This window comes from Pseudoduganella sp. R-31 (assembly GCF_049913235.1).
GTDB lineage: Bacteria > Pseudomonadota > Gammaproteobacteria > Burkholderiales > Burkholderiaceae_D > Rugamonas.
This window is the reverse complement of the sequence record NZ_CP183986.1, coordinates 6,348,164-6,365,874: the sequence shown is the minus strand read 5'-3', so window position 1 is coordinate 6,365,874 and position 17,711 is coordinate 6,348,164. Positions and strand designations below refer to the sequence as shown.

Below are 17,711 nucleotides of genomic sequence, written 5' to 3'. Positions count from 1 at the left end.
AGCCATGCATCGTGAGCAATCCGCCTCCGCCTGGACCGCCATCTGCGACGTTGACCAGATCGTCCCGAACACCGGTGTCTGCGCCTTGCTGCAGGGCCAGCAGGTCGCCGTGTTCCACCTGAACGACGGCAGCGAGCCGCGCGTCTTCGCCATCGGCAACTACGATCCGAACTCGGACGCCTCCGTGCTGTCGCGCGGCCTGGTCGGCAACCTGGGCGAGCGCCTGGTGGTTGCTTCGCCGATCTACAAGCACCATTTCGACCTGCAGACCGGTGAATGCCTGGAAGCGCCGGAACACTCGGTGCCGACCTGGCCCGCACGCATCGAAGGCGGAAAGGTCTGGGTCGGGGCATGAAACCCGCGCTGGTCGTCATCGGCAACGGCATGGCCGGCATGCGCACGGTCGAGGAGCTGCTCAAGCTCGCGCCGGACATGTACGACATCACCGTCTTTGGCGCCGAACCGCACGGCAACTACAACCGCATCCTGTTGTCGCCGGTGCTGGCGGGCGAAAAGACGGTCGACGACATCATGCTGAACACCCGCGAGTGGTATGAGCAGAACCGCATCACCCTGCACGCAGGCGACGCGGTCGAATTCATCGACCGCAAGCGCCGCCTGGTGCGAGCCCGTTCCGGCCTCGAGGTCCGCTATGACCGCCTGCTGATCGCAACCGGTTCGCGCCCGTTCATCATCCCGGTGCCGGGCCATGAGCTGCCTGGCGTGCTGGCCTTCCGCGACATCAACGACGTCGAACAGATGCTGGAGGCAGCGCGCAACCACCGTCACGCGGTCGTCATCGGCGGCGGCCTTCTCGGCCTGGAAGCCGCCAACGGCCTGCAGCGCCAGGGCATGCAGGTCACCGTGGTGCACGTGACCGATTCGCTGATGAATCAGCAACTGGACAAGCCGGCGGCGCAATTGCTGCAGAAGGCGCTGGAAGCGAAGGGCCTGTCCTTCCGCATGGAAGCGCAGACCAGCGAGATCGTCGGCCCCGACCGCGTGACCGCCGTGCGCTTCGCCGACGGCAGCGAAATCCCGTCCGACCTGGTGGTGATGACTGCCGGCGTACGCCCGAATATCGAACTGGCCAAGCGTAGCGGCCTGCATTGCGAACGCGCCATTGTGGTGGACGATACGCTGCAAAGCTTCGACCCGCGCATCTACGCCGTGGGTGAATGCGTGCAGCACCGCCGCGCCACCTTCGGCCTGGTAGCGCCGATCTGGGAGCAGGCGCGCGTTTGCGCCGCCCACCTGGCAGGCAATGGCCACCGCCGCTACGTGCAGCAGGTAACGCCGACCCGCCTGAAGGTGACCGGCGTTGACCTGTACTCGGTCGGTGACTTCATCGGCGGCGAAGGCCGCGAAGACCTGGTGCTGCGCGATCCGCGTCGCGGCGTCTACAAGCGCCTGGTGCTCGACGGCGGCCGCATTACCGGCGCCGTGCTGTATGGCGACGTACAGGACGGCCCCTGGTACTTCGACCTGATCCAGAACCGCACCGACATTTCGTCGATGCGCAACCATCTCTTGTTTGGGCAGGCGCTTTGCGCGCAGGCTGCGTGAATTCATGATTAAGACGACGTGCGCCTATTGTGGTGTTGGTTGCGGTGTCACGGCGACGCCGCGTGCGGAAGGCGGGTTTGATATTGCCGGCGATGCCGCGCATCCCGCCAACCAGGGGCGTTTGTGCGTGAAAGGTTCTGCGCTGGGCGAAACGATCGGGCTCGAAGGGCGGCTGCTCTATCCGATGATGCGCGAGCGGGGCGGCGACGGCTCGCTACAGCGTGTGGCGTGGGGCGAGGCGCTCGACCACGTGGCCGACAAATGGCGCGCCATCATTGATGAACACGGCCCGGATGCCGTGGCTTTCTACGTCTCCGGCCAGTTGCTGACCGAGGACTACTACGTTGCCAACAAGCTGGTAAAAGGCTATATCGGCAGCGCCAACATCGATACCAATTCCCGCCTGTGCATGTCGTCCGCCGTGGCGGGCCACAAGCGCGCCTTTGGCGAAGATGTGGTGCCGGTCAACTACGAGGATATCGACCATGCCGACATGGTGGTGCTGGTCGGTTCCAACCTGGCCTGGTGCCACCCGATCCTGTTCCAGCGCCTGACGCGCGCCAAGGAAGCGCGCCCGAATCTGAAGATCGTGGTGGTCGACCCGCGCCGCACCGCCACCTGCGAACTGGCCGACCTGCACCTGCCAATCAAGCCGGGCACCGACGTCTGGCTGTTCAACGGTTTGCTGGGCTACCTGTCGCGTATCGGCGCCGTCGATCCGGAGTTCGTGGCCGCCCATACCAGCGGCCTGGAAGACGCTTTGGCAGTGGCCACGCTGACGCCGGAAGAGGTCGCGCGCGCATGCCGCCTCAACCTGCAGGACCTGATGGAGTTCTACGAATCCTTCGCCGCGACGGCGAAAGTGATCACCGGCTTCTCGATGGGCGTCAACCAGTCCAGCGCCGGCACCGACAAGGTGAACAGCATCATCAACTGCCACCTGATCGGCGGCCGCATCGGCAAGCAGGGCATGGGCCCGTTCTCCATCACCGGCCAGCCCAACGCCATGGGCGGCCGCGAAGTGGGCGGCCTGGCCAATATGCTGGCAGCGCACATGGACCTGGACAACGCCGCGCACCGCGACGCCGTGCAGACATTCTGGGAATCGCCGCGCATTGCATCGAAGCCCGGCCTGAAGGCCGTCGACCTGTTCGAAGCCATTGAAGCCGGACGCGTGAAGGCGGTGTGGGTGATCGCCACCAACCCGGTGGTCAGCCTGCCAAACGCCGACCAGGTGCGCCGCGCGCTGGAGCGCTGCGAACTGGTTGTGGTGTCCGACGTGGTGCGAGATACCGACACCAATGCCTACGCCGACGTCCTGCTGCCCGCGTTGGCCTGGGGCGAAAAGGACGGCACGGTCACCAACTCCGAGCGCCGCATCTCGCGCCAGCGCGCCTTCCTGCTTGCGCCGGGCGAGGCGAGGGCGGACTGGCTGATCCTGTCGCAGTTCGCGCTGCGCATGGGCTACGATGGCTTTGGCTACTCCAGCGCCGCCGAGATCTTCACCGAACATGCTCGCCTGAGCGCCTGGCGCAATAGCGACAGCGAACTGCCGCGCGCCTTCAACATCGGCGGTCTTGCCACGCTGGGTGAATCCGCCTACGACGCACTGCAGCCGACGCAATGGCCGGCGACCGCATCCACCGATGCGCCGCCAGCCAGCCGCCCATTCGCGGATGGCCGCTTCGCGCACGCCGACGGCCGCGCGCGTTTCGTCGCCACAGTGCCGCGCGCACCGGCCAACCTGCCGGACGGCGAATTCCCGATCACCCTCAACACCGGCCGCGTGCGCGACCAATGGCACACAATGACCCGCACCGGCCGCGCACCGAAGCTGGCCGACCATATCCCGGAATCCTTCATCGACATGCACCCGCAGGATGCACTGCTGTGCGGTGTGAAGGAAGGCGAGCTGGCGCGCGTCACCAGCCAATGGGGTAGCATGATCGCCCGCGTCCAGCACGGCGGCGGCATTGCTCGCGGCAGCGTCTTCGTGCCGATTCACTGGAACAACCAGACCGCTTCCGACGCCCGCGTCGGAGCCGTGGTGAATCCTGTGGTCGACCCAGTCTCCGGCGAGCCGGAGTTCAAGCACACGCCCGTGATGGTCGACCGCTTCCCGGTCAAATGGCACGGCTTTATCCTGAGCCGCGAAGGGCTGGAGCTTGATGCACTGGCCTACTGGACCAAGGTGCAGGGCAAGGACTTCCAGCGCTACGAACTGGCCGGCCGCAATGCGATCGAAGATTTCGGCACCTGGGCGCGCCAGCTGCTCGGCATCCAGGACGACGATGCCGACTGGCTGGAATACGCCGACCGCACCTCCGGTGTATTCCGCGCCGTGCACCTGGTCGACGACCGCATTGCGCAGTGCATCTTCATCTCGGCCCGCCCGGACCTGCCGGCCCGCCAATGGCTGGCCAGCCTGTTCGACAAGGCGCAACTGGAACTGGCCGACCGCGCAGCGCTGCTGGCTGGCCGCCCGATTGCGGCAGGCGCCGACACTGGGCCAACGGTATGCTCCTGCTTCGGCGTCGGCCGCAATACGATCTGCAAAGCGATCCGCGAGCAGAACCTGACTACGCCGGCACAGATCACCGCCTGTGTGAAAGCCGGCGGGAATTGCGGTTCCTGCGTGCCGGAGCTGAAGAAACTGCTGAGCGAAGTACGCGTGGAGGAAACCGCGTAAAACCCGCCCGTGGTAGAGTTGTTATGGGAGCGCATCATGGCAATCCGTGACAACTTTACCTACACGGACATGGATGAGTGGCTCAACGATAAACGGGTCACCGAAATTGAATGTCTGGTGCCGGACCTGACCGGCGTCGCACGCGGCAAGATACTGCCGAGGGCTAAATTCACCGAAGTACGGGGCATGCGCATCCCGGAGGCCGTGCTCGGCATGACCGTCACCGGCAATTCGCCGCAAGACGATGCCGCCTACGACCGCGCCATCTCGCCCACCGACCGCGACATGGTGCTGAAGGCCGACCCCAGCACCATCACCATGGTGCCCTGGGCTGCCGACCCCACAGCACAAGTCATCCACGATTGCTACTTCGCCGATGGCCGCCTGGTCGACTTCGCGCCACGCTCCGTGCTGCGGCGCGTGCTCAAGCTGTACGAAGTCAAGGGCTGGTGCCCCATCGTAGCGCCCGAGCTGGAGTTCTACCTGACCGACAAGAACTCCGACCCCGACCTGCCGCTAAAGGCGCCCATCGGCCGCAGCGGCCGCGCCGAAACCAGCCGTCAGGTCTACAGCATCGACGCGGTGAATGAATTCGACCCGCTGTTCGAAGACATCTACGACTACTGTGACATGATGGGACTCGACGTCGACACGCTGATCCATGAAATCGGCGCCGGCCAGATGGAAATCAACTTCCTGCACGGCGAACCGCTGGGCCTTGCCGACAATGTGTTTTATTTCAAGCGCACGCTGCGCGAAGCCGCCATCAAGCACCACATGTACGCCACCTTCATGGCCAAGCCCATGGCTGGCGAGCCCGGATCAGCGATGCACGTACACCAGAGCGTACTCGATGCACGCACGCGCAAGAACATCTTCAGCGACGCCGACGGCGCACCGTCGCAACTGTTCAAGTTCTACATCGGCGGCCTGCAGCGCTACATGCCCGCCGCGCTGGCGATCGCCGCGCCGTATGTGAATTCCTACCGCCGGCTTGTGCGGCACACGGCCGCACCGATCAATATCCAATGGGGCACCGACAACCGCACGGTAGGCTTCCGCGTGCCGGAATCGGGCGTGCAGGACCGGCGCATTGAAAACCGCATCATCGGCGCCGACGCCAATCCCTACCTCGCGCTGGCGGTCACGCTGGCCTGTGGCTACCTCGGCATGACCGAACGGATCGAACCCACCGCGCCAACGTCCGGCAGCGCTTATGATATGAAGTACGAACTGCCGCAAGGCTTGCCCGAAGCACTGCGCGCGCTACGGGCGGAAGAAAAGCTGCACCAGGTGTTGGGCGAGCGTTTCATCGACGTCTACGCCGCTGTGAAAGACCTCGAGCACCAGGAATTCATGCGCGTGATCAGCCCCTGGGAGCGCGAGCACCTCCTCCTGCACGTCTAGCAGCAAATCGCAAAGCCAAAAGAATCGCAGACAGTAGCCCTGGCGGGTCTGACCCTATGGGTCGGACCCTGGTTTACCGGTTTTCAAAGCATTGACCGCCTTCTAAAGCTAATGCTATATTCCGCATTGTCGGAAAAGGCAGACTTGGTTTGGTAAGCCCAAGTCCTTTCGGTAACGAAAGCTCTGGTCTTTGGCCCTTGCATGAGATCCCCGCGACGAATATTTGACGCCACCTGGCGTCCAATTGTTCGTCCGTGCGGAGTCCAAGCTAGGAAACGCTCCGGTCGAACATCGACAAAGGAGCCTCGACTTGCATACCCCCAAACTCAATTCCCACGACGTCCTGATTGCAGGCGCTGGTCCTGTTGGCCTGTTTCTCGCCTGCGAGTTGCGCATGGCCGGCAGCTCAGTGCTCATCCTGGAGCAGGCGCAAGAGCCATACAGCCCGCTGAAGGAACTCCCATTCGGGCTGCGTGGCCTTACCGTACCGACCATCGAAAGCCTGGACCGCCGCGACCTGCTGCGTCCAATCGAGGAGCGTGCAGTCAGCCGCGACGCGCCGGCCGCCGCGCACTGGTTGCAGCAGCCGCGCCGTCCCGCAGGTCACTTCGCCGGCATCCAATTTTTCCACGACCAGGTTGACAGCATGCAGTGGCAGTACCGTCTGCCGGGGCAGGTCAGCACTGTCGCTACAGACATGGCAAGTATCGAAGCGGTTCTCGCTGCGCGCGCGAACAAGCTGGGCGTCGAGATATTGCGAGGTTACGGCGTAGAAGATTTCAAGCAGTCCGAAGCTGGCGTAACTGTCTTCGCAGGAGGCCGCGAGTTTCGAGGGCAGTGGCTTGTCGGCTGCGACGGGGGCCGCAGCGCGGTGCGCAAGTTGGCGCGAATCGGGTTTAGCGGCACTGATCCTGAGTTCACAGGCTACTCGGCCAAGGTCACGCTTGCTGAACCGGGCATTCTCAAACCCGGCCGCCATTACACGGCGACAGGAATGTATGTCTACGCAGCACCCGGCACGCTCGGCATGGTCGACTTTGACGGAGGCGCTTTCCATCGCACCGTTCCAATCACGCGAGAGCATGTCGAGACTGTGCTACGCAAGGTTTCCGGCGCCGACGTCAGGGTAACGGAGCTCGAACTTGCCACGACCTGGACCGACCGCGCTTACCAGGCAACGGAATACAGGAAGGGCCGCGTGCTATTGGCCGGCGACGCTGCGCACATACATTCGCCGCTTGGCGGGCAGGGGCTGAACCTCGGGCTTGGCGACGCAATGAACCTGGGCTGGAAGCTTGCAGCGACATTGCATGGAACCGCTCCAGCCGATCTGCTTGACAGTTACGAACGCGAACGGCATCCGGAAGGCGCACGAATCCTCGACTGGTCCCGTGCGCAGGTAGGATTGATGCGTCCTGGCCCGAGTTCGCGTGCGCTGGAAGCGATCATCCGCGACCTGATTCAGACGAATGATGGCACGACCTATTTCGCCGGACGTGTTTGGGGCGTCGAAACCCGCTACGATCTCGGAGACGCTCACCCGCTGGCTGGCCGTAGCGTGCCAGATTTCGAGCTTGCCGACGGAACGAGGCTGAACTTGCACCTTCGAAAAGGGCAGGGGGTTTTGCTCGACTTCGACGGGGACGACTCGCTCAAGGAGATTGCCGCTCGCTGGGGCGATAGCATTCGCTACGTCGCGAGTTCCGCAAAGGAGCGACTGGATTTAAGCGCGCTGTTGATACGTCCTGACGGCATCGTTGCCTGGGCCAGCGACTCCTCCAGCAAAAGAAGCAACGCTGCTGCCATTGCAGCCAGATGGTTTGGCAAACCATGAATACGATTCACCAATTTTCTTACAAGACCTGCGCAAACAATTTCCGACGAAGCTACCTGGATTAATGAACTTCCCCTTGAATGCCAGCTTCGATTCCTGGCCAGGCTAAGCTTTAACCTCACAGTAGCTGGACGAAATAGTTATGAGGTAGGTACAAATGAGCTTACTCATCCTTCTGAGCTTCGAAGGGTGAATGAAATTCAGCATCGAGTAACGGCCTGTCTGTCGCAACTTTTGAATGGCGATTGCCCTGACGGCTTCGTAGCCTCAATGGCGAGTCTGGTACTGGCAAGCCAGCACGTTGAATTGGATAGCTTGCTGCAATATAGCTGGGCTGAAGCAAAAAACCGATCGATCCCGATGGCGGCACATTGACGCTGGCCTGCACCTTCAACCACGTAATGTCCACGGGTAACGAAAGCACATCGGTGAAATCCGACAGGTAGACTGCGAAATAATTGCGAAAGTGTTACTGATTTGATGCAAGCGAGGACAACTTTGCGGTTATTGCGCTGGGGCGCGCTGACAGCCCCCAACCCATACCTGTCGAGGTCCACCAATGAACGTCTTGCATATCGTGCGGAAGGAATTGCTCGGTACCGCGCTTGCCGCTGCCTGCGGCATGGCGGCGGCCGATCCTAGTGTCGTCGCGGAGTCTCAAATCAGCAATCTGCAGTTTGGCGTGATCGACTTGACGCCGAGCGATGGCCAAGCGGCCGGCATTACCATCAATGGAGAGGAAGGCATGGTCAGCCGCTACCTTGTCGACCGCAGTCCCGGTGGGCTGGAACGCCATGACATCCGCTCAATCTCCAAGGGGATGAGCGAAACGGTCTTTTACACCTCTGGCCCGTCGTTCGCGGGATTCTCTTATGATCAGGTGGGCAGCATGAAAGCTGGCATCGCCGCGTATGACAACCTGGCCGTCGGGGGAGATACCGGTGCGTCCGTTTTCCGTAACTATACCGTTACTATCGCGCCGCACAGCGTGCTCACAGTACGCGGTGAAGCCTCCACCTCCATCGCCAGAACGGACGTGGGGACCTACGATTCCCTCGGTTACGTCTCTGCCGCCGCCCTGATCAAGACGTGGGAGGGAACTTTCACCGTGTTCCGCCACTTCGTGGATACCGCCCCTGACAGCGGCGGGGACAGTTGGTCCGAGAATTTTTTCCTGATGTATGCGAACCCCTCGGACGGCGACATGAAGGTGCTGGTCGATACCTACGTGGCCGCCGCGGGCATGATCGTTTCATCGATTCCTGAGCCTTCGGCTTATGCGATGTTTGCCGTGGGCTTGATGCTGTTGGGCGCACTGCGCCGACAATCGTGCTGACAAAGGGGGCTGCAATGAACCTCATTCCATCTTTCAGTAGATTCCTGGCCGGTGCAATGCTGGCTCTTGTCGCGGCCAGCGCCGCCGCCGACGCGGGTGTCACCGCTACCGCGCGCGTTACGAACCTGCAGTTCGGCGTCCTCGATCTTCAGCCGGACGACGGTGTCGCCGCAAGTTTCCGTCCGGACGGCCTTTCCGGGGATCTCACGGTCGCGCTGAACACCCAAACCGACAGCCGTCATGTCACCGGGACTGCGAACGATATTCTTGGTCTGGCGACAGCGCATTCGTCCGCGCAAGCCATGTATGGCATGACTGGATCCATCGGAGCCGTTTCGGATGCCCACAGCGATCTTGGCCCGGGCGGCAAGGCGAACGCATGGCTGGATCAGCGCTTTGGGTTCTTCCTTGCACCTAACGCGGCCTTGACCGTCGCTGGCACGGCCGAATACTCGGTCATCCGCCAGGACCCCGACTTTTCAGTCTCCTGGGGCAAGGCCGGCACGCTGATCGAAATGCGCTCCGCTGGACAGCCGGAGCTGTGGACGTACCTGACGCGGACCGTCGAGCTGGCGACAGGCGCAGGCAGCACCAATGTGGAGAATTTCTGGCTGGGCTTTGCCAATACCACGGACGACGAAATCTATGTAGACCTGTCATTCGAGTTCGCGGCACAGACCGCGGTTGGCACCATCCCGATTCCCGAGCCGTTCACCTATGCCATGCTGGCTGCAGGCCTGGCCCTGTTGGGCGTGGTGAAACAACGCAGCGTTCGCCGGGCAGGGTAGGCACGCTAGATGCCGCCCATGCAGATGTATTTGATGACGAGGTAGTCGTCGATGCCGTGCGTCGAGCCTTCGCGGCCAAGGCCCGATTGCTTGACGCCGCCGAATGGTGCGATTTCGGTCGAGATCAGGCCAGTATTCACGCCCACCATGCCACTCTCCAAGCCTTCGGCCACGCGCCAGATACGGCCGATATCGCGCGAGTAGAAGTATGCTGCAAGCCCGAACTCGGTGTCGTTGGCCAGCGCCACGGCTTCCTCGTCGGTTTTGAAGCGGAACAGCGGCGCCAGCGGGCCGAAGGTTTCTTCGCGCGCGACCAGCATGTCGGCATTCACGTCAGCCAGCACGGTTGGCTGGAAGAAGCTGTGGCCCAGGTCATGCCGTTTGCCGCCTAACAGCAAGCGTGCGCCTTTGCCAACGGCATCGGCGATATGCTCTTCCACCTTGACGACGGCTTTCTCCTCGATCAGCGGGCCTTGCGTCACGCCGTCATCGGCGCCGTTGCCGACTTTGAGTTTGCGTACCGCTTCCACCAGTTTCGATGCGAAGGAGTCGTACACGCCATCCTGCACGTAGATGCGGTTCGCGCATACGCAGGTTTGGCCGGCGTTGCGGTATTTGGATGCGATTGCACCTTCCACCGCGGCGTCCAGGTCGGCATCATCGAACACGATGAATGGTGCGTTGCCGCCAAGTTCCAGCGACAGCTTCTTGATCGTCGGTGCGCACTGTTCCATCAGCAGGCGGCCGACTGCCGTCGAACCGGTGAAACTCAATTTGCGCACGATGGGGTTGGAGGTCATCTCGCCACCGATCTCGCGCGATGCGCCGGTGATCACGCTGAACACGCCAGCCGGTACGCCGGCGCGTTCCGCCAGCACGGCCAATGCCAATGCGGAGAAGGGCGTGAGTTCCGCCGGCTTCACCACCATTGGGCAACCCGCGGCAAGTGCCGGTCCGGCTTTGCGCGTGATCATCGCGGCCGGGAAGTTCCACGGCGTGATCGCCGCACTGACGCCAATTGGCTCACGTGTAACCACTACGCGCTTGTCGGGCCATGGCGACGCCAGGGTTTCGCCGGCAATGCGCTTGGCCTCTTCGCCAAACCATTCGATGAAGGATGCCGCGTAGGCGATTTCGCCTTTGGATTCAGCCAGCGGCTTGCCTTGTTCCGCCGTCATCAGGGCTGCCAGGTCGTCGGCGTTGGCGAGGATCAGGTCATTCCATTTGCGCAGGATGGCGGCGCGCGCCTTGGCTGGCTTCTTGCGCCATTCAGGCCATGCGGCATTCGCGGCTTCGATAGCGCGGCGCGTTTCGGCAGCGCCCATTTTCGGCACGCTGCCAAGGGCTTCGCCGGTAGCGGGATTGGTGACGCTGATGGTTGCGCCCCCGTCGGCATCGCACCATTGGCCAGCGATAAAGCACTGTTGGCGCAGAAGGCTGGGATCTTTCAGGGTCAGCATGATTCACCTCCAAAGTAAAAAACCAGTATACCGGGTATCACGCTGCACGGTTGCCACATTCCAAAATTGGGAATAAGATCAAGCTGCACACTGATAGTTACCGAAAAAACTAAACATGCGCCGCCCCATCGTACTGGTCCCCGCCTGCAGCCAGAATAAAGGCTCCCATCCCAGCTACGCCGCTCAAAACAAATACGTTGATGCGGTGGCTGTGGGAGCGCGCTGCCAGCCGTTGTTGGTCCCTCCCTTGGGCGACAACACCGATATTGAAAGCCTGCTTGGCATTGCCAACGGCATCATGCTGACCGGCGCTGCCTCCAATTTGCAGGCAAGCCTGTATGGGCAGGAAACCCTTGACCCCTCGCTGCCGGAAGATCACGCGCGCGATGAGACCACCTTGCCCCTGATCCGCGCTGCGCTGATGCATGGCATTCCGATATTGGCGGTTTGCCGCGGCTTCCAGGAAGTGAATGTGGCGCTGGGCGGAACGCTGCATCAAGCCGTGCACACGGTGCCAGGCTACTTTGACCATCGCGAAGACAAGTCGCAATCGCTGGAGCAGCAATATGCGGCAGCCCACCGCGTCAGGCTCGAAAAGGGTGGCTTGCTGGCGCATATCCTCGATGGTGCTAGCGAAATACAAGTGAACTCGCTGCACGGGCAGGGCATTGATCGCCTGGCGGCTGGACTGCAAGTCGAAGCACGTTCGGATGATGGCTTGATCGAAGCTTATTCCATCGCGGCTTCTCCTTCGTTCGCGCTGGCGGTGCAATGGCACCCGGAATGGCGCATCGAAGAGAACCACGACTCCATGCGCATGTTCAGCGCATTCGGCCTCGCGTGCCGCGTGCACAGGGATCGCATTCCTTAGGTGGCTTTCCTTCAGTAGTGCTGTTTTCTAAACTACCTGAGAGGAAGCTATGGCAATCCGCGAAAATTTCAGTTACACCGACATGGACGAGTGGCTCAATGAAAAGCGAGTCACCGAGATCGAATGCCTGGTCCCTGACCTGACCGGCGTCGCACGCGGGAAGATTCTCCCGCGCGGCAAATTCACCCAGGAGCGCGGCATGCGCATTCCTGAGGCGGTGCTTGGCATGACCGTCACCGGCAATTATCCGACCGAGGATGATGCCTATGACCGTGCCATCTCCAGTACCGACCGCGACATGATCCTGAAGGCCGACCCTACCACCATCACCATGGTGCCGTGGGCGGTCGACCCGACGGCGCAAGTGATCCACGACTGCTATTTCAGCGATGGCCGCCTGGTCGACTTCGCCCCGCGCTCTGTGCTACGCCGCGTGCTGAAACTGTTCGAAGACCGGGGCTGGAAGCCTGTCGTTGCACCGGAACTGGAGTTCTACCTGACCGACAAGAACTCCGACCCCGACCTGCCGCTGAAGGCGCCGATCGGCCGCAGCGGCCGCGCCGAAACCAGCCGCCAGGTGTACAGCATCGACGCGGTGAACGAGTTCGATCCGCTGTTCGAGGACATCTACGATTACTGCGATCTGATGGGCCTTGACGTGGACACCCTGATTCACGAAATCGGCGCCGGCCAGATGGAGATCAACTTCCTGCACGGCGAGCCGCTTGGCCTGGCTGACAAGGTGTTCTTCTTCAAGCGTACCTTGCGCGAGGCGGCATTGAAGCATCATATGTACGCCACCTTCATGGCCAAGCCGATGGCAGGCGAGCCGGGATCGGCAATGCACATCCACCAGAGCGTGGTCGATGCGCGCAGCGGATGGAACATCTTCAGCAACCAGGATGGTTCACCATCGCAGCTGTTCAAGGCCTACATCGGCGGCCTGCAGCGCTATATGCCGAGCGCATTAGCCATCGTCGCGCCGTATGTGAATTCCTACCGCCGGCTGGTGCGCCACACGGCGGCGCCGATCAATATCCAGTGGGGCATGGATAATCGCACCGTCGGATTCCGGGTTCCGGAATCGGGCGTGCAAGACCGGCGCGTGGAGAACCGTATCATCGGCGCCGATGCAAATCCTTACCTGGCGCTGGCAGTGACGCTGGCCTGCGGCTACCTCGGCATGACCGAATCGCTCGAACCTACCGCGCCGACCACCGGCAGCGCCTACGAAATGAAATACGAGCTGCCGCAAGGCTTGCCGGAAGCGCTGAAGATACTGCGTGGCGAGGACAAGCTGCGCTTTGTGCTCGGCGAGCGCTTCATCGACGTGTATGCAGCCATCAAGGACCTTGAGCACCAGGAGTTCATGACCGTGATCAGCCCGTGGGAGCGCGAGCACCTGCTGCTGCATGTATGAGGAGGCGATCATGGACGATACCAAAACACTCCAGGCGCGTGATCACGCGCACTACATGCATCCCTTCACTGACCACAAGGCGCTCGGCGAGCGCGGCGTGCGCGTGATGGTACGCGGCGAAGGCATCTACCTCTGGGATTCTGAAGGCAAGAAGATTTTGGACGGCATGTCCGGGCTGTGGTGCGTGAATGTCGGCTACGGCCGGCACAGCATATCGAAGGCGGTGTTCGACCAGATGGAAACGCTGCCGTTCTATAACAGCTTCTTCAACACGACCAATGTGCCGGCCGTGACGCTGGCCGCCAAGCTGGCGGAGATTGCGCCACCCGGTTTCAAGCATGTGTTCTTCACGGGCTCGGGATCGGAGGCAAACGACACCAATGTGCGCATGGTGCGCCGCTATTGGGACTTGAAGGGTCAGCCACACCGCCACACCATCATCAGCCGCTTCAACGCCTACCATGGCAGCACCATGGCGGGCGCCTCTCTGGGCGGCATGGAAGGCATGCATGCGCAGGGCGGCTTGCCGATCCCCGGCATCGTGCACATCCGGCAGCCGAACTACCTTGAGTCGGGGCGTGGCATGTCGGAGGATGAATTCGGGATCGAGGCCGCATCGTGGCTGGAGCAGAAGATCCTCGACGTCGGCCCGGAAAAGGTGGCGGCCTTCATTGGCGAGCCGATCCAGGGAGCGGGCGGTGTGGTGATTCCGCCGCGCACCTACTGGCCGGAGATCCAGCGCATCTGCGACAAATACGGCATTCTCCTGATCGCAGATGAAGTGATCACCGGCTTTGGCCGCACCGGCCGCATGTTCGCTTGCGAGTACTTTGACTTCAAGCCGGACCTGATTACCTTCGCCAAGGGCGTCACTTCGGGCTATATCCCGCTCGGTGGCGTGCTGGTAGGCGAGCGCGTGGCGGAAGTGCTGATTGGCCAGGGCGGCGAGTTCGCGCACGGCTTTACTTACTCTGGCCACCCTGTCGCGTGTGCTGCGGCGCTTGAGACGATTCGCATCATCGAAGAAGAAAAGGTGGTGCAGCGCGTGGCCGAAGATACCGGTCCATATCTTGCGCAGCGTTTCGCCACGCTCGGCGACCATCCGCTGGTTGGCTATGCCAATAGCTGCGGCTTCGTCGCAGGCCTGAATCTCGTACGGCGCAAGGGACCCACAATCCACGGCCACGAGTATTTCGATCCGAAACTGGAAGTGGGCATGGTGTGCCGCGGCTATATGTTCAACAACGGCATGATCATGCGCGCCGTGGGCGACCGCATGATCATCGCGCCGCCGCTGGTCATGACGCGCGAGCAGATCGACGAGATGGTGGCGCTGATCCGGCGCTGCCTTGACGATACCTATGCGGACCTGCAGCAGAGAGGATGGATGTAGCCATGGCAAAAGAAGCGATCAACTGGCACGACCGGGCCAAGATGCTGGCCCTCGACGGTCGCGCCTTCATCAACGGCGAACGCACCTGGGCGCGCGGCGAGCGCAAGTTCGACAACCTTTCTCCAATCGACGGCCGCTACCTGTCGCAGACGGCGCGCTGCGATGCGGCCGACGTCGACCAGGCGGTTGCCGTGGCGCGCCGCGCCTTCGATAGCGGCCGCTGGGCCGGGCAGGCGCCGGCGCAGCGCAAGCGTGTTCTCATCAAGTTCGCAGACCTCATGATGCAGAACAAGGACGAACTGGCGCTGCTCGAAACACTCGATATGGGCAAGCCCATCAAGTACAGCCAGGTGGTCGATGTTTCGCTCGCGGCCAATTGCATCCGCTGGTACGGAGAAGCGATCGACAAGGTGTACGGCGAGATTGCGCCGACGCCGGGCAATGCGCTGGCCTTGATCACGCGCGAACCGGTCGGGGTGGTGGCGGCTATCGTGCCCTGGAATTACCCGCTCCTGATGGCAGCGTGGAAGATCGCGCCGGCGCTGGCGGCCGGCAACAGCGTGGTGCTCAAGCCGTCCGAGAAATCGCCGTTGTCGGCCTTGCGGCTGGCGGAGCTTGCGGTGGAGGCGGGAATTCCTCCAGGCGTGTTCAACGTGCTGCCTGGCTACGGTAACGAGGCTGGCGCCGCGCTGGCCATGCACATGGACGTGGACTGCATCGGCTTCACAGGTTCCACGCGCACGGGCAAGCAGATCATCCAGATGGCGGGGCAGTCAAACCTGAAGCGGGCGTGGACGGAGTTGGGCGGCAAGTCGGCCAATATCGTGTGCGCCGATTGTCCCGACCTCGACGCCGCCGTCGCTGCAGCTGTTGGTTCGATCTACTTCAACCAGGGGGAGAGCTGCAACGCGCCTTCGCGCCTGTTCGTGGAAGAGTCGATCAAGGACAAGTTCCTGGAGAAGGCCTTGGCCATGGTGCCGTCTTACGCGCCGGGCGACCCGCTCGACGAAAAGACCGTGATGGGCGCGATTGTCGATGCGGTCCAGATGAAGACCGTGATGGGCTATATCGAAGCCGGCCGCGACGAAGGGGCGAAGCTTCTGGCTGGCGGCAATGCGGTGCGCAAGGAAACCGGCGGCTTCTATGTCGAGCCGACGCTGTTTGACGGCGTGCAGAACACGATGAAGATCGCGCGGGAAGAGATTTTCGGCCCTGTGCTATCGGTGCTGTCGTTCAAGGATCTCGACGAAGCTGTGAAGCAGGCCAACGATACGCCGTATGGGCTGCACGCCGCGGTATGGACATCGGATATTTCGAAAGCGATCCGCACCTCGCGGGCGCTGAAGGCAGGCACCGTGCACGTCAACCAGTACGATGGCGACGACATCACGGTGCCGTTTGGCGGCTACAAGCAGTCAGGCAATGGACGCGACAAGTCGCTGCATGCCTTCGACAAGTACACCGAGTTGAAGACGACCTGGATCCAGGTTTAAGCGCCGCAGCACTTCTTGAATTTCTTGCCGCTGCCGCAAGGGCAAGGATCGTTGCGGCCAGCCTTGGCTACTTTAGTCTGCGGCGCGTGGAAGAATTCGTTGATCCTGATGACGGACTGCGGCACCTTGGCGGCGTTCAGCGGCGCCTGGAACGGCAGCAGCAAGGCAGGCTGCTGGGCGCGCAGGGGTGCCCACGCTTCAGGCGCAGCGCCCACGCCCGCCATGAAGCCTTCGCACCACGCTTCCGCAGTCCAGTTGCCGCCGCATTCGTAGATCGGCTCGAAGCTGCCCGGGTCCTTCTGCATCCACACGCGCATATAGTCGTGATGGCGCACAGCCAGCGCGGCAGCTTCGTCATTGCCGGCTGCGCCGCCCCAGACTGCTGGCAACCACGCCTCCTGCGCCACCTCGGCCGGGCCGGCCACCAGCGCGGTCAGGAAGCCTTCCAGCTTGGCGACGTCCATGCTCTGCGGGCCGATCTCGGCCAGCAGCTCATCGAGCCGGTCGTACTCGTCGTCGTTCAGCGGGTTCAGAAGCAATGCTCCAGTGCCGGGAAGGTGCCGCCCTTGACGGCGTCAATATAGGCCGATACCGCAGCCTGGATCGAGACCTGGCCTTCCATGAAGTTCCTCACGAAGCGCGCTTTGCGGCCTGGGAACACGCCCAGCATGTCGTGCATCACCAGCACCTGGCCCGAGCAATCCGGACCTGCGCCGATACCGATGGTCGGCATCGACAGCATGTCGGTCACTTCCTTGCCCAGCGCGGTAGGAATTGCCTCCAGCACCACCATGGCAGCGCCGGCGGCCTGCAGCTTGAGCGCATCCTGCTTCAGCAGTTCTGCGCTCTCGATGGTCTTGCCCTGCACCTTGTAGCCGCCCAGCGTGTGCACGGACTGCGGGGTCAGGCCCAGGTGGGCGCAAACCGGGATCGAACGCTCCACCAGGAAGCGCACGGTTTCGGCAACCCAGGCGCCGCCTTCGATCTTCACCATGTGTGCGCCGGCCTGGATCAGTTGCACGGCGTTGTTGAACGCCTGCTCAGGTGTGGCGTAGGAGCCGAAAGGCATGTCGGCCAGGATCAGCGCGTTTTTCGCACCACGGGCTACGGCGGCGGTGTGGTAGGCGATTTCCTGCACGGTCACCGGCAGGGTGGACTGGTGGCCGTTGCATACCATGCCCAGCGAATCGCCGATCAGCAGCACTTCCACGCCGCAGCCGTCCATCAGGGAGGCGAAGCTGGCGTCGTAGCAGGTCAGCATGGTGATCTTTTCGCCGGCTGCCTTCAGGGCGTTAATCGAAGGGATCGTGACCGCCTTGGTAGGGACGGCACGCGCAGGCGCCGGGTAAGGGTTTTGCAGGTTGCCAGACATGGGATGTCCTTAAATTCGAAAAGCGCTATTGTACACAGCGGGCAAAACCGGTAAACCAGGGTCAGACCCGAAGGGTCTGACC

14 protein-coding genes are annotated in these 17,711 nt (G+C 62.3%); 11 read left to right on the top strand and 3 right to left on the bottom strand.

Translation table 11 applies throughout. The annotated features are described in order from the left end of the window. Positions 1-4: 4 nt before the first annotated feature. The 7 genes from nirD to ACN9MY_RS29060 all read left to right on the top strand — a co-directional run bounded on the left by nirD (position 5) and on the right by ACN9MY_RS29060 (position 9,620). The gene (gene nirD / locus ACN9MY_RS29090; protein ID WP_426336514.1) at positions 5-355 is read left to right on the top strand and encodes a nitrite reductase small subunit NirD; all 351 of its coding nucleotides are present in this window, start codon (positions 5-7) and stop codon (positions 353-355) included. Next, positions 352-1,566 (top strand): NAD(P)/FAD-dependent oxidoreductase, encoded by a 1,215-nt coding sequence (locus ACN9MY_RS29085; protein WP_426336513.1) that lies wholly within the window; start codon positions 352-354, stop codon positions 1,564-1,566. Before nirD ends, ACN9MY_RS29085 begins: the two co-directional genes overlap by 4 nt. Before the next feature lie 4 nt (positions 1,567-1,570). Then, positions 1,571-4,255 (top strand): molybdopterin-dependent oxidoreductase, encoded by a 2,685-nt coding sequence (locus tag ACN9MY_RS29080; protein WP_426336512.1) that lies wholly within the window; start codon positions 1,571-1,573, stop codon positions 4,253-4,255. 36 nt (positions 4,256-4,291) lie between these two features. Then, positions 4,292-5,662: a glutamine synthetase family protein gene (locus tag ACN9MY_RS29075; protein WP_426336511.1), complete on the top strand. Its 1,371-nt coding sequence runs from the start codon at positions 4,292-4,294 to the stop codon at positions 5,660-5,662. A 310-nt stretch (positions 5,663-5,972) separates the two neighbouring features. Then, complete coding sequence (locus ACN9MY_RS29070) at positions 5,973-7,496, top strand: FAD-dependent monooxygenase (RefSeq protein ID WP_426336510.1); 1,524 nt, start codon at positions 5,973-5,975, stop codon at positions 7,494-7,496. 559 nt (positions 7,497-8,055) lie between these two features. After that, positions 8,056-8,832 carry a PEP-CTERM sorting domain-containing protein gene (locus ACN9MY_RS29065; protein WP_426165461.1) on the top strand — a complete coding sequence of 259 codons (777 nt, stop codon included), beginning with the start codon at positions 8,056-8,058 and terminating at the stop codon, positions 8,830-8,832. Between the two features lie 14 nt (positions 8,833-8,846). Further along, on the top strand, positions 8,847-9,620 hold the full coding sequence (locus ACN9MY_RS29060) for a hypothetical protein (protein ID WP_426165459.1): 774 nt from the start codon (positions 8,847-8,849) through the stop codon (positions 9,618-9,620). A gap of 5 nt (positions 9,621-9,625) precedes the next feature. On the opposite strand, the gene gabD is transcribed toward ACN9MY_RS29060, so the two are convergent. Next, positions 9,626-11,080: an NADP-dependent succinate-semialdehyde dehydrogenase gene (gabD, locus tag ACN9MY_RS29055; protein ID WP_426336509.1), complete on the bottom strand. Its 1,455-nt coding sequence runs from the start codon at positions 11,078-11,080 to the stop codon at positions 9,626-9,628. A gap of 115 nt (positions 11,081-11,195) precedes the next feature. Between gabD and ACN9MY_RS29050 the strand changes: the two genes are divergently transcribed. Genes ACN9MY_RS29050 through ACN9MY_RS29035 form a run of 4 tightly spaced genes read left to right on the top strand, consistent with a single transcriptional unit; the run spans position 11,196 to position 16,257 of the window. Beyond that, the gene (locus tag ACN9MY_RS29050) at positions 11,196-11,951 is read left to right on the top strand and encodes a gamma-glutamyl-gamma-aminobutyrate hydrolase family protein (RefSeq protein ID WP_426336508.1); all 756 of its coding nucleotides are present in this window, start codon (positions 11,196-11,198) and stop codon (positions 11,949-11,951) included. 49 nt (positions 11,952-12,000) lie between these two features. Beyond that, positions 12,001-13,371 carry a glutamine synthetase family protein gene (locus tag ACN9MY_RS29045; RefSeq protein ID WP_426165453.1) on the top strand — a complete coding sequence of 457 codons (1,371 nt, stop codon included), beginning with the start codon at positions 12,001-12,003 and terminating at the stop codon, positions 13,369-13,371. A gap of 10 nt (positions 13,372-13,381) precedes the next feature. After that, a complete protein-coding gene (locus tag ACN9MY_RS29040) occupies positions 13,382-14,764 on the top strand; it encodes an aspartate aminotransferase family protein (RefSeq protein WP_426165451.1) in 1,383 nt (460 codons plus the stop codon). A gap of 2 nt (positions 14,765-14,766) precedes the next feature. Then, complete coding sequence (locus tag ACN9MY_RS29035; protein WP_426336507.1) at positions 14,767-16,257, top strand: aldehyde dehydrogenase; 1,491 nt, start codon at positions 14,767-14,769, stop codon at positions 16,255-16,257. On the opposite strand, the gene ACN9MY_RS29030 is transcribed toward ACN9MY_RS29035, so the two are convergent. Then, positions 16,254-16,796 carry a UPF0149 family protein gene (locus ACN9MY_RS29030; protein WP_426165447.1) on the bottom strand — a complete coding sequence of 181 codons (543 nt, stop codon included), beginning with the start codon at positions 16,794-16,796 and terminating at the stop codon, positions 16,254-16,256. The genes ACN9MY_RS29035 and ACN9MY_RS29030 overlap by 4 nt on opposite strands. Beyond that, positions 16,787-17,629, bottom strand: a complete 843-nt coding sequence (gene panB / locus ACN9MY_RS29025; RefSeq protein WP_426165445.1) for a 3-methyl-2-oxobutanoate hydroxymethyltransferase — start codon at positions 17,627-17,629, stop codon at positions 16,787-16,789. Before panB ends, ACN9MY_RS29030 begins: the two co-directional genes overlap by 10 nt. Between the last annotated feature and the right edge of the window lie 82 nt (positions 17,630-17,711).